We start from the raw sequence: 12,462 nt of genomic DNA on the forward strand, positions 1-12,462 counted from the left end.
CGACAAGAGGCCGGGCGGGATTTTGTGCCGCTCAGAAGGGTTCCCATACTTCTGGCGGCAGGAAATCCCGGTCGCGCATCACTTCGTCGCGCAGCCATTCCCGAAAGCGTTCCAGCTTGCGGACACCCACGCGCTGCTCCGGGTGGACCAGCCAATGGCCGGTGCCGGGCAGGAACATCGTCGCGAACGGCTGGACCAGACGCCCCGCCGCCAGGTCCTCGCGCCAGATCAGTGGTGTCATCAGGGCTATGCCGAAGCCTTCGCGGGCCGCGCTGCCTTCCTGGAGCTGGTTGTCGAACATGAAGCCGCGCCGGGACGGCGGCGGCGGCGTTCCCACGCCGGCGGCCGCGAACCAGGCCGCCCACCAAGGATCGTTAGGGGCGAAGCGCTCCACCGCCAGCAAGTCTTCCGGCCGCGTGATCTTGTGGCGCTCCAGGAAATTCGGTGCACAGATCGGCGAATAGTGCTGCCGGAACAGGAATTCGCTGCGCAGCCCCTCCCAACGTCCCGCGCCGCCCCGGATCGCGGCATCGTAGTTCGAAGTCGCGAAATCGATCACTTCGTTCGAAAGCGACATGCGGACGGCAATGTCGGGATGGCGGAGCTGAAAGCGGCCGATGCGCGTGCTGAGCCAGCTTGCGCCAAGCGATACCGAGGCATTGATCGCCAGCACGTCCTCTTCTTCGCTGCGAACGGCGGCGAAAGCATCCGTCATCGCGGCAAACGCACCGGACAGCGCGGGCAACAGCCTGCGCCCGACATCCGATAGCCGCGCCCGGCCCTTCTCCCGCACGAACAGCGGCTTGCCGACCCGGTCTTCCAACTGCTTGATCTGATAGGAAATGGCCGCCTGACTCATGCCCAGTTCCTCGGCGGCACGGGAGAAATTCTCGTGCCGGCCCGCGGCTTCGAATGCGCGAACGGCGGTCAGGGGCGGCAGGCGGTCCATGGCCCGACGATAAGGCAGCCTTATGGCTGCTACCAGAGGGTTTGTTGGCAAAGAGGCGCTGCGACGCGCAGATTCCGGATATCCGAAGGAGGAACCGGACAATGCAGGACGAACATTTCATGCGCCAATGGAACGCCGGCCATGCCCGGTTTTCCGAAGATGCGGATCGCGGCCTCGTAACGCTCGCCGCCAAGGCCAAGCGCCTGCCCGGCTGGATCGGGCGCAAGGCGCGGCTGGAAACGGCGCTGGCACGAAAGGCGCGGCTGACGACCATCGCCATTCTCGCCGGTGTGCTGGCTGGCTCCAGTCTGGCGGCCGTAACGCCGTTGATCGCCCCGACCGATGGTAGCCAGGCCCCGCGGCAAGCCGCACAGCCCTGCACCGACCCCGCACTCGCCTGAGGAACCCTCGCCTGAGAAACCAAGGCCCCTGACGCAGAAAGGCCGCCCGGAGGCGGCCTTTCCTTATTCTTCCGCAAAGGCAGCGTTGACCACCACCCGTTCGTGATCCCATTCGGGCACGGCGGCCGGGCTCATTGGCACCATGAAGCGGCGCCGCTTGCCGTCCTCGCCTGCCGGACGCTCGATCTCGATCACGTCGCCGGCACCGAAGTTTTCGACCGCTATGCAAGTGCCCAGTTCGTCACCCGCATCGGAAACGGCGCGCAGGCCCAGCAGGTCGGCGTGGTAATACTCGCCTTCCGCCAGTTCCGGCATCTGCGAGCGCGGAACGGTGAGCGCGGTACCGCGCAGCTTTTCCGCCGCGTTACGATCGAGCACTTCTTCGAAGCGGGCGATCGCGCCGCCCTTGCCGTCATCGCGCACTTTGGTGAGCGTGAGCGTGGAATCGGTGAAGGCGCGGTAGCGCTTGAGCGCCGCCACGCCTTCACCGAACAGCTTGAGGCGAACCTCGCCCGTCACGCCGTGCGCGCCGGTTACGGCAGCAAGCGTGACGGGGCGGTCTTGACCAGCCATCTGGATTCAACCTGAAGCTTAGGCTTCGGTCGATTCCTCGGCAGCTGCTTCGGCAGGCGCTTCTTCAGCGGCCGGAGCGGCTGCAGCAGCAGCGGCAGCTTCTTCAGCTTCACGCAGCTTCTCGGCCTTTTCCTCGGCGCGGTCCTTGGCCTTCTGGCCGGGCTCGCCCTTCTGGGCGTTCACGGTTGCGGCGCGTTCCTTGATGCCGGCCTTGTCGAGCAGACGGGCAACGCGGTCGGTCGGCTGGGCGCCAACGCCGAGCCAGTAACGCACGCGGTCTTCGACCAGGCGCACGCGGTTCTCGTCTTCCTTGGGGAGGACCGGGTTGTAGGTGCCGACCTGCTCAAGATACTTGCCATCGCGCGGAGCGCGCGAGTTGGAGACGACGATCTTGTAATAAGGACGCTTCTTCGCGCCACCGCGCGACAGACGGATCGAAACGGACATTGCTCTACCTTTCCTTCAAATCTTCGAGAATTACTTTTTCAGAAACTTGCTGAGATCGGGACCACCGAGGCCCGGCATGCCGCCGGCGCCCCCACCCATGCCGCCGCCAAGCCCGGGCATGGCGGCATCGAGGCCGCCCTTTCCGAACATCGCGGCAAGGCCCTTGAGGCCGCCCATCTTCTTGATCTGCTTCATGGCCTTGGACATCTCCTGGTGCATTTTCAGGAGCTTGTTGACGTCCTGCACCTGGGTGCCCGAGCCGTTGGCGACGCGAATCTTGCGCTTGGCGTTGAGCAGCGCGGGATTGACGCGCTCCTTCTGCGTCATCGAGCCGATGATCGCATCCATGCGCAGCAGCACGCGGTCATCCATGCCCGAAGCCTGCATCGCCGCCTTGGCTTTCTTCATGCCGGGCATCATGCCGGCCAGCGCGCCAAGGCCGCCCATCTTCTGCATCTGGCCCAGCTGCATGCGCAGGTCGTTCATGTCGAACTTGCCCTGCTCCATGCGCTTGGCCAGCGCTTCGGCGTCCTCGACCTTGACCGCTTCGGCGGCCTTCTCGACGATGGAGACGATGTCGCCCATGCCGAGGATGCGGTTGGCGACGCGGCTGGGGTGGAAGACCTCGAGGGCCTCCATCTTCTCGCCGGTGCCTGCGAACTTGATCGGCTTGCCGGTGACGGCGCGCATCGACAGCGCCGCACCGCCGCGCGCATCACCGTCCATACGGGTGAGCACGACGCCGGTGAGATCGACTTCGCCGGAGAACGACTGCGCAACGTTGACCGCGTCCTGACCCGTCAGCGAGTCGACCACGAGCAGCGTTTCACGCGGAGTCGCGATGGCGGCAACCGCCTTCATCTCGTCCATGAGCTGCTGGTCGACGTGGAGGCGACCGGCCGTGTCGAGCATCAGCACGTCGACGGCCTGGAGCCTGGCCGACTGCATCGCGCGGGTGGCGATCTCGGTCGGCTGCTGGCCCGGGATGATCGGCAGGGTGGCGACGCCGACCTGCTCGCCCAGGACGCGAAGCTGTTCCTGCGCGGCCGGACGGTTGACGTCCAGCGAGGCCATCAGGACCTTCTTGCCCTGCTTCTCACGAAGGAGGCGGGCGATCTTGGCCGTGCTGGTGGTCTTGCCCGAGCCCTGGAGGCCGACCATCATGATGACGACCGGGGGCGCGGCATTGAGGTCGAGTTCAGCGGTCTCTTCGCCGCCAAGCATCTCGATCAGGGCATCGTTGACGATCTTGACGACCTGCTGGCCGGGCGTGACCGAGCGCAGCACCGAGTGGCCCACGGCCTTCTCGGTAACCTGGTCGATGAAGCGGCGCACGACGGGAAGCGCGACATCGGCTTCGAGCAGCGCGATGCGCACTTCGCGCATGGCATCGCGAACGTCCTGCTCCTTGAGCGCGCCGCGACCGCGCAGCTTGTCGAAAACGCCACCAAGACGATCCGAAAGGGAGTCAAACATTCTCGCTCCTAACGTCACTCGCGGCGAACATGCCAAAATTCCTCATCGACGGGTCGAACCGCCAGAACGCCAAAAACGCCGGTGGGCGAAACCTCGCTGACCGGCGTGACGGGACGTTATGCGAAAAACGCCGGCGGACGAAACCTCGTCAGCCAGCGTGTCGCGTTCCCGCGAAACTGCAATGTTGAAATGGTGGAGCCTAGCGGGATCGAACCGCTGACCTCCTGCATGCCATGCAGGCGCTCTCCCAGCTGAGCTAAGGCCCCAATCATTTCATCGGATCGATCCTGGGAGGTCCGATCCATTTCCGTCACGGCGACTTGCGCCTCCGCTTGGGAGGCCGCCCTCTAGATTGGGTTCACCGGACTGGCAAGAGGAAATTTTCACAGGCCTGTCATTTTCCGGAAAGCGGCGCGAAAGAGCACCCCGCCCCTCTGCAGTGTCCTTCGTTTCGCGGCCTTTGCCCTTCGTCATTGCGAGAAGGTGAAGCCGGCGCAGCAACCCAGAGCGGTGTAAGGTGCCCGTGGATTGCTTCGCTATGCTCGCAATGACGAAGGATGGAATCGAATCTGGCGGACCAAAACGAGAAAGGGCGCGGCCGCCGAAGCGCCGCGCCCTTTTCCTTGAACTCGATCCGAGACTTACTCGTCGCGGTCGCCGTCGTCGTCGCCGGCACCGATGCCGAGATCGTCGTCACCGCCGAGGTCGACGTCGTTGTCCGGCGAATCGCCGTCGTCGTCGATATCCAGATCTTCTTCGGCCAGATCCGAATCTTCGGTCTCGACCACTTCCTTCTTCTGGATTTCCTCATAGGGAATCGGCTGCTTGGACTTCAGCACCGGCTCCGGGTGCCACGAATGGCCGCACTCGATGCAGGTGACCGGGTCGTCCTTGCCCAGGTCGTAGAAGCGGGTGCCGCATTTCGGGCAGCCGTGCTTGGCGCCCCACTCAGGCTTTGCCATGAAATGTCCTCATATTGCCCGCTCGAAAGGAACGGGCGTGAATTTCGTATCTTGATGGGAGGGCCGGCGCGCAAAATCAAGCGTCCCGGCACCATCAGGGCGCGCGCCTTGCCATAGGCCGCACCCGCTGTCAAAAGCCCGGCGATTTTGCGCCCCTCCAGTATCGAGAGAAGCACGCCCGTGAGCCACGACGACACCACCCCCATGCGCCCCCGCCGTTTCCTGCCCGCAGGACCGCTCAAGGGCAATATCCGCGTGCCGGGTGACAAGTCGATCAGCCACCGCTCGATCATGCTGGGGGCGCTGGCGGTGGGCGAAACGCGCGTGACGTGCCTGCTGGAAGGCGAGGATGTGCTGGCCACCGCCGCCGCCATGCGCGCCATGGGCGCCACGGTGGAACGCGTGGGAGACGGCGAATGGCGGGTGAGCGGCGTGGGCGTGGGCGCCCTGCTCCAGCCCGAAGGCCCGCTCGACATGGGCAACTCCGGCACCTCGACCCGCCTGCTCATGGGCCTGGTCGCCAGCCACCCCATCACTGTCAGCTTCACGGGCGACGGCTCGCTCTCCAAGCGCCCGATGGGCCGCGTGATCGATCCGCTCTCCGAAATGGGCGCGAGTTTCGAAGCCAGCGAAGGAGGCCGCCTCCCGCTGATCGTGCGCGGCGCCTCGCCGGCCGTGCCGATCACTTACCGCCTGCCCGTCGCCTCTGCACAAGTGAAGAGCGCGATCCTGCTCGCCGGCCTCAACACACCCGGCACCACCACCGTGATCGAGCCGGTGCCGACGCGCGATCACTCCGAGCGCATGCTCAAGGGCTTCGGCGCCGACCTTGAGGTCACGGTGGAGGCGGACGGCACCCGCGTCATCACCATCAAGGGCGAGGCGGAACTGAAGCCGCAAGTGATCGACGTACCGGGTGACCCCTCCTCCGCCGCTTTCTTCATCGTCGCCGCCCTCGTCACGCCGGGCAGCGAAGTCGTGATCGAGAACGTCGGCCTCAACCCGACGCGCGCGGGCCTTGTCGAAGTGCTGCGCCAGATGGGCGGCCAGATCGAATTCCTGAACGCGCGCGAAGTCGGCGGAGAGCCGGTGGCGGACCTTCTGGTCAAGCATTCGCAGCTCAAGGGCATCGAAGTCGATCCCGCCATCGCGCCTGCCATGATCGATGAATTCCCCGTTCTCTTCGTGGCGGCCTCGCTTGCCGAGGGCGTCACCGTCACCAGCGGTCTCGACGAACTGCGCGTGAAGGAATCGGATCGCCTCACCGCCATGGCCGTCGCCCTGACGCTGGCGGGCGCCCGGATCGAGGAACGCGAGGACGGCCTCGTCATCACCGGCACCGGCGGCAAGCCCCTGCCCGGCACGGCCGGCGACGCGCAAGTCGTCACTCACCTCGACCACCGCATTGCCATGTCGATGGCGATTGCCGGCCTCGTCAGCAGCGGCGGCGTGGAAGTGGACGACACGCGCCCGATCGCCACCAGCTTCCCCAATTTCGAGGACCTGCTGGCCACGCTGGCCGGATAAGGGCATTCTTGCAGGCTGGCGGCGCCGCGTCCTTCCACGCGGGCGCCCCGCCTGACAGGAGTGTGCATGATCCTCGACCTGCCGCAGTGGCTCAGCAACATCCTCGGCTTCGTGGGCACCGTGTGCTGCGTGATCGCCTATGCCTATGTGACGTACGAGAACAATCCGAACCGCTACCTTCAGCACGGACTGAACTTCGTCGGGGCCGTGCTCCTGCTCATTTCACTGATGGTGAACGTCAACCTCCCCTCCATCGCGATGGAGGGGCTCTGGGCGATCATCGCCGGCTGGGGCCTGCTGAAAGCCCTGCGGTCAAGGCGCAGCGCGGACCGGCCATCCGACGAAGCCCGCCTGCCTTGACCTTCGCTCAAACCTACGGCGCCGGCTCGACCAGCCCCTTGCCTTGGCCGCGCCAAGCCTCCAAGAGCCCGCGATGATCATCGCCGTCGACGGACCCACCGCATCGGGCAAAGGCACTATCGCCAAGGCCCTCGCAGAGCATTACGGCCTGCCCCACCTCGATACCGGACTGCTTTACCGCGCCGTCGGCCGCCAGTGCTTCCTCGACGGCGGCAATCCCGACGATCCGGTGGCCGCCCTTGCCGCATGTGCCTTTCCGGACGCATTCCTGAGCGACCCGGAACTCCGTTCGGAAGCGAGCGGCGGCCTTGCAAGCCGCGTCTCGACCCACCCCGCGGTGCGGCAGGCCCTGTTCGAACGCCAGCGCAGCTTCGCCACGCAGGCCGGCGGTGCCGTGCTCGACGGGCGAGACATCGGCACGGTGATCGCGCCCGAGGCGGAGGCCAAGCTCTTCGTGACCGCTTCGGTGGAAGCCCGCGCCCAGCGCCGCCATCTCGAAATGGAGGCGCAGGGCCGCGACGTCTCATTGGATGAGATCGCCGCCGACTTGTCCGCCCGCGACGCCCGCGACCGCGGCCGCAAGGACGCCCCGCTGGTGGCGGCAGACGACGCCGTGCTGCTCGATACGTCCGATCTCGGCCGCGACGCAGCAATCGCCGCGGCCATCGCCGCGGTCGAAGCGCGCGCGCGCCGATCGCCGGCTCTTTGACATCGCGGCCCTCTGGAAGGCGGCCTTTTAGTCCCGCGCGCGGTTGCGCCAGCGCTCGACCCCGGCCCGGGCGTCCTGCACGAAGCGCGAACGCCGCACGCCTTCCAGGAACAGGTTGCCCACGACCCACCCCACGGGACCGACCGGGCGCTTGAACTGCACGAGCAGGACGATGCGCGTCTCTTCGCTGTCGTTCCTCACTTCGTGGTTGAAGACATCGTCGAAAACCAGACACTTGCCTTCCTTCCACTCCAGCCAATCGTCGACCACGCGCATCCGGCACTCCCCGGATTCGCGCGGCACCTGGATGCCGAGGTGGCAGGTCAGGAACGCCTTGGAGACGCCGGTGTGGGCCGGCAGGTGCGTGCCTGGAACGAGCACGGAAAAGAATGCCGAGTTCAGGCCGGGTATGCGCGAAATCAACTCGGCCGTGCGCGGACAGGCCCGGCAATTGGGCTCGTCCCGGTAGCGATAGCCGACCAGGAAGTAAGACCGCCAGCGCCCGGCCGGAGCGATGCGCCGATGGTCGGGTGAAATCGTCGCCAGTGGCGGAACTTCCTCCAGGTCCTGGAGCACGGCCGCGGCTTCCTCGCGGATGGCCTCCCAGTTGTCTTCCAGCAGGCGGGTCCAGCGGAAATTCGCCGGATCGTGAACCGGCACGTCCGGTACGCGCGAACTGCGGGCAATCCAGCGGTTCGTCCTGGGCTGCATCCATTTCCCGAAACGCAGGATCCAGTTCGGCTTCGGGACCAGCGCCTTGCTGGGGGCCATCGTTGCATCGAGTCTGTCTGGGATCGGTGACGTAGCGTGCTCGGCCATGAAGGCTCCTCGAACGAAGTGTCCCGCGCTCCTCCCATATCTCAGGCCGAAGATCAGGACAGGGCGGGACAATGGCGCTTTTCCGAGGCGGCCACAAGACGGCCGCCCTGCCCGGTTCCGACGGACCGCCGCGATCCGTCGGCGAACCGGGCAGGCCGGCATTTTCCTTGCATTTTGGCGCCCCGGCGCGTAGGGGCCGCCGGTCTGGAAAGCCCTTGCGCTGAAAGGACGCTGCGGAAGGCATCCGGCCCCCGTGGCAGTACGGCCCTTTTGGCCCGCCGCCCGCATGGTGCGGACGCGCGGAGGAAAGACCGGCGGATTCAACCGCCTGGCCGGAAATACGTGAACAGGAAAGACCTTTAATGGCTAGTTCTGCCAATCCGACTCGCGACGATTTCGCGAAAATGCTCGACGACCAGCTCGGCGGCGTCGCCGACGACGGCTTTGAAGGCCGCGTGGTCAAGGGCACCATCACCGCCATCGAAAACGACAAGGCCGTCATCGACGTGGGCCTCAAGAGCGAAGGCCGCGTGCCGCTGCGCGAATTCGCGCGCGGTGAAGGCGAGCATGGCCTGAAGGTCGGCGACGAAGTCGAAGTCTACGTCGACCGCGTCGAGAACGCCGACGGCGAAGCGATGCTGTCGCGCGACCGCGCCCGCCGCGAAGCCGCGTGGGACAAGCTCGAAAACGAATTCGGTGAAGGCAAGCGCGTCGAAGGCGTGATCTTCGGCCGCGTCAAGGGCGGCTTCACCGTCGACCTCGACGGCGCCGTTGCCTTCCTCCCCGGCTCGCAGGTCGACATCCGCCCCGTGCGCGACGTCACCCCGCTGATGGACGTGCCGCAGCCCTTCCAGATCCTGAAGATGGACCGTCGCCGCGGCAATATCGTCGTGTCGCGCCGTGCCGTCCTCGAAGAAACGCGCGCCGAACAGCGCAGCGAGCTGATCGACAAGCTGAGCGAAGGCCAGGTCATCGAAGGCGTCGTCAAGAACATCACCGACTACGGTGCGTTCGTTGACCTCGGCGGCATCGACGGCCTGCTCCATGTCACCGACATGAGCTACAAGCGCGTCAACCACCCGAGCGAAGTGATCGCCATCGGCGACACCGTGAAGGTGCAGATCATCCGCATCAACCAGGACACCCAGCGCATCAGCCTCGGCATGAAGCAGCTGGAAAGCGATCCGTGGGAAGGCGCAGCCGTCAAGTACCCCGTGGGCGCGAAGCTCACCGGCACCGTCACGAACATCACCGAATACGGTGCCTTCGTGGAACTGGAAGCCGGCATCGAGGGCCTTGTCCACGTTTCGGAAATGTCCTGGACCAAGAAGAACGTCCACCCCGGCAAGATCGTCTCGACCTCGCAGGAAGTCGAAGTGGTCGTTCTCGAAGTCGATTCGGACAAGCGCCGCATCTCGCTCGGCCTCAAGCAGGCTCAGCAGAACCCCTGGGAAGCCTTCGCTGAGAAGCACCCTGTCGGTTCGCAGGTTGAAGGCGAAGTCAAGAACGCCACTGAATTCGGCCTGTTCATCGGTCTCGACGGCGACGTCGACGGCATGGTCCACATGTCGGACATCGCCTGGGGCATCTCGGGCGAAGACGCGCTGGCTCTGCACCGCAAGGGCGAGCAGGTTTCGGCCGTTGTTCTCGACGTCGACGTCGAGAAGGAACGCATCAGCCTCGGCATGAAGCAGCTTGAGCGTGGCGCTCCGGCCGCTGGCGGCGTTGCCGCAACCGGCGGCAGCTCGCTGCGTCGTAGCGAAGTCGTCACCGTCACCGTTCTCGAAGTTCGCGACGGCGGCCTGGAAGTCCAGGCTGGCGACGATGGCGCCACCGGCTTCATCAAGCGTTCGGACCTCGGCCGCGACCGCGACGAGCAGCGCCCCGACCGCTTCCAGGTCGGCCAGAAGCTCGACGCCATGGTCACCGGTTTCGATCGTTCGAAGAAGCCGAACTTCTCGGTCAAGGCCCGCCAGCTGGCCGAAGAGAAGGAAGCCGTGGAACAGTACGGTTCGTCGGACTCGGGCGCTTCGCTCGGCGACATCCTCGGCGAAGCCCTCAAGAACCGTTCGTAAGAACGCTTCCGGGCTTCACCGCAAGGTGAACCATCAAAGGCCCGTCCGGAGCAATCCGGGCGGGCTTTTGCTTTTCCGGCGGTCGCCATCGCGCGCGCCCTTTGCTTCCAGGCTCTTTCGCGCACCGCTTCGAAGGCTTACATCGCCCGGCAAGGAGACGCCCGATGCTCGAAGTTCACCAGTTCCCCTGCCTCAGCGACAATTACGGCTATCTGCTGCACGATCCCGTCAGCGGGGAAACCGCCTGCATCGATACGCCCGATGCCGATGAGTACCTCCGCCAGGCCGGGCACAAGGGCTGGCAGATCACGCAGATCTGGAACACGCACTGGCATCCCGACCACGCCGGCGGCAATGCGGCGATGAAGGCCTGCACCAATTGCACCATCACCGCTCCGCTGGACGATGCCGGGAAGATCGAAGGCGTCGACCGGACCGTGTCTCAGGGAGAGGTCGTCATGCTGGGCAACTGGAAGGCCCATGTCATCGACGTAGGCGGCCATACCATGGGCCATTGCGCCTACTACCTACCCGAGGCGCAGATCGCTTTCGTCGGCGATTCCGTCTTTGCGCTGGGCTGCGGGCGCATGTTCGAAGGTCAGCCCGCGCAGTTCTGGGCGAGCCTCCAGCGCATCAAGGCGCTGCCGGTGGACACGATGCTCTACTGTGCCCACGAATATACCGCGGCGAATGCCCGCTTCGCGCTCCATGCCGATCCGGACAATGCCGAGTTGGCCGCTTATGCCGAAGACATCGCGCGCGCGCGCGCAGCGGGCCTGCCGACGGTCCCCACCAAGCTCGGCCGCGAGCTGCTGACGAACCCGTTCCTGCGCGCGGACGACCCCGCTATCCAGGCGCGCTGGGCGCCGGAGGGCGAGGCCGGAGATGCCGTGGCGACCTTTGCCGCTCTGCGCGAGGCCAAGAACACCTTCTAGCGGCTGTTTCGCGGAGGCAGGGATTTCCCCTGCCCCGCATAGTGCTATTCGTAGACGATCCGCAGTTTCGCGGCGGCTTCCGCAGCGATCCGCCGCGCTTCATCGGTGTCGCCTGCCAGCGCCAGGGCAACACCCATGCGGCGATAGGGCCGCGTCGTGGGCTTGGCGAAGACCCGCAGGTCCACTTCGCCGCCAGGCGCCGCCAGGACATCCGCCAGCCCCTCGTAGGCGAAAACCTCGGCCTCGCGGTCGGCCAGGATCACGGCCGAGGCACTCGGGCCGCGAAGGGTGACTTCGGGGACCGGAAGACCCAGGATGGCCCGTGCGTGCAGATCGAACTCCGAAAGGTTCTGCGAGATCAGCGTGACCATGCCCGTGTCGTGCGGGCGCGGCGAGAGTTCGGAGAAGATCACGTCTTCGCCTTTCACGAAGAACTCCACCCCGAAGATGCCGTAGCCGCCAAGATCGTCCACGACCTTGCGCGCCATGTCCTGTGCCGCGGCGATCGCCGCGGGCGCCATGGGCGTCGGCTGCCAGGATTCCTGATAGTCGCCGCGTTCCTGCCGGTGGCCGATCGGCGGGCAGAACGACACGCCCTCGCGGCTGCGCACGGTCAGCAGCGTGATTTCATAATCGAAATCGACGAACTCCTCGACGATCACCCGGGCCCGGTCGCCGCGCATATTGGCGACGGCATAGTCCCAGGCCTTCTCCAGATCGGCCGCATCGCGCACGGTGCTCTGGCCCTTGCCCGAAGAGGACATGACCGGCTTGATCACGCAAGGCAGCCCAGTGTGCTCGGCGCCGGACAAGACTTCGCCCAGGTTCTCGGCATAGCGATAGCGCGAGGTGCGCAATCCGAGCTCGGTGGCGGCCACTTCGCGGATTCGGTCGCGGTTCATGGTCATCTGCGTCGCCCGCGCCGATGGCACCACGCAGAAGCCTTCCGCCTCGACTTCGGCCAGCACTTCGGTGCGGATGGCCTCGACTTCGGGCACGATGAAGTCCGGCCGGTGCTTCTCGATGGCGGCGCGCAGCCGCCCCCCGTCAAGCATCGAGAAGACTTCGAAAGCATCGGCCACCTGCATCGCCGGCGCGCCCTCGTAAGCGTCGCAGGCCACGACCTCGCAGCCGAGCCGCTTGGCGGAGATCACGAATTCGCGCCCCAATTCGCCCGAACCGAGCAGCAGGATCTTCGCGGTGAATGGCATGGCGGCCGGTCCTTTCGT

General features: G+C 65.8%; 13 protein-coding genes and 1 tRNA gene. 6 read left to right on the forward strand and 8 right to left on the reverse strand.

The annotated features are described in order from the left end of the window. Positions 1-31: 31 nt before the first annotated feature. Complete coding sequence (locus ACZ1J6_RS14090; RefSeq protein ID WP_442047347.1) at positions 32-949, reverse strand: LysR substrate-binding domain-containing protein; 918 nt, start codon at positions 947-949, stop codon at positions 32-34. A gap of 101 nt (positions 950-1,050) precedes the next feature. On the opposite strand from ACZ1J6_RS14090, the gene ACZ1J6_RS14095 reads away from it, so the two are divergent. Next, complete coding sequence (locus ACZ1J6_RS14095; protein ID WP_134095391.1) at positions 1,051-1,350, forward strand: hypothetical protein; 300 nt, start codon at positions 1,051-1,053, stop codon at positions 1,348-1,350. 63 nt (positions 1,351-1,413) lie between these two features. Here the strand turns inward: ACZ1J6_RS14095 and rimM are convergent, their stop codons facing one another. From rimM to ACZ1J6_RS14120, 5 genes are all read right to left on the reverse strand, one after another. Continuing rightward, positions 1,414-1,923 (reverse strand): ribosome maturation factor RimM, encoded by a 510-nt coding sequence (rimM, locus tag ACZ1J6_RS14100; RefSeq protein WP_132263644.1) that lies wholly within the window; start codon positions 1,921-1,923, stop codon positions 1,414-1,416. An 18-nt stretch (positions 1,924-1,941) separates the two neighbouring features. Continuing rightward, a complete protein-coding gene (gene rpsP, locus ACZ1J6_RS14105; RefSeq protein WP_132263646.1) occupies positions 1,942-2,370 on the reverse strand; it encodes a 30S ribosomal protein S16 in 429 nt (142 codons plus the stop codon). Between the two features lie 30 nt (positions 2,371-2,400). After that, entirely contained in the window at positions 2,401-3,846 is a 1,446-nt protein-coding gene (ffh, locus tag ACZ1J6_RS14110) for a signal recognition particle protein (RefSeq protein WP_314464444.1), read from the reverse strand. Between the two features lie 190 nt (positions 3,847-4,036). Continuing rightward, positions 4,037-4,112 (reverse strand) — tRNA-Ala (locus ACZ1J6_RS14115). Between the two features lie 375 nt (positions 4,113-4,487). After that, complete coding sequence (locus ACZ1J6_RS14120; RefSeq protein ID WP_132263650.1) at positions 4,488-4,808, reverse strand: TIGR02300 family protein; 321 nt, start codon at positions 4,806-4,808, stop codon at positions 4,488-4,490. A gap of 204 nt (positions 4,809-5,012) precedes the next feature. Here ACZ1J6_RS14120 and aroA point away from each other — a divergent pair, with 204 nt between their 5' ends. The 3 genes from aroA (at position 5,013) to ACZ1J6_RS14135 (ending at position 7,404) form a co-directional block, all read left to right on the forward strand. Further along, positions 5,013-6,335 carry a 3-phosphoshikimate 1-carboxyvinyltransferase gene (aroA, locus tag ACZ1J6_RS14125; protein ID WP_465128245.1) on the forward strand — a complete coding sequence of 441 codons (1,323 nt, stop codon included), beginning with the start codon at positions 5,013-5,015 and terminating at the stop codon, positions 6,333-6,335. A 66-nt stretch (positions 6,336-6,401) separates the two neighbouring features. Beyond that, positions 6,402-6,695 carry a CBU_0592 family membrane protein gene (locus tag ACZ1J6_RS14130; protein ID WP_132263652.1) on the forward strand — a complete coding sequence of 98 codons (294 nt, stop codon included), beginning with the start codon at positions 6,402-6,404 and terminating at the stop codon, positions 6,693-6,695. A 73-nt stretch (positions 6,696-6,768) separates the two neighbouring features. Continuing rightward, on the forward strand, positions 6,769-7,404 hold the full coding sequence (locus ACZ1J6_RS14135; RefSeq protein WP_465128139.1) for a (d)CMP kinase: 636 nt from the start codon (positions 6,769-6,771) through the stop codon (positions 7,402-7,404). Between the two features lie 27 nt (positions 7,405-7,431). Here the strand turns inward: ACZ1J6_RS14135 and ACZ1J6_RS14140 are convergent, their stop codons facing one another. Next, a complete protein-coding gene (locus ACZ1J6_RS14140; RefSeq protein ID WP_465128140.1) occupies positions 7,432-8,223 on the reverse strand; it encodes an aspartyl/asparaginyl beta-hydroxylase domain-containing protein in 792 nt (263 codons plus the stop codon). A gap of 362 nt (positions 8,224-8,585) precedes the next feature. Between ACZ1J6_RS14140 and rpsA the strand changes: the two genes are divergently transcribed. Further along, complete coding sequence (gene rpsA, locus ACZ1J6_RS14145) at positions 8,586-10,298, forward strand: 30S ribosomal protein S1 (protein WP_132263657.1); 1,713 nt, start codon at positions 8,586-8,588, stop codon at positions 10,296-10,298. Between the two features lie 164 nt (positions 10,299-10,462). Next, positions 10,463-11,233, forward strand: coding sequence for a hydroxyacylglutathione hydrolase (gene gloB, locus ACZ1J6_RS14150; RefSeq protein ID WP_465128141.1), 771 nt, complete (start codon positions 10,463-10,465; stop codon positions 11,231-11,233). A gap of 44 nt (positions 11,234-11,277) precedes the next feature. On the opposite strand, the gene purT is transcribed toward gloB, so the two are convergent. Next, entirely contained in the window at positions 11,278-12,444 is a 1,167-nt protein-coding gene (purT, locus tag ACZ1J6_RS14155; RefSeq protein ID WP_465128142.1) for a formate-dependent phosphoribosylglycinamide formyltransferase, read from the reverse strand. Positions 12,445-12,462: the final 18 nt, after the last annotated feature.

This window comes from Novosphingobium sp. BL-S-21, from assembly GCF_055521655.1.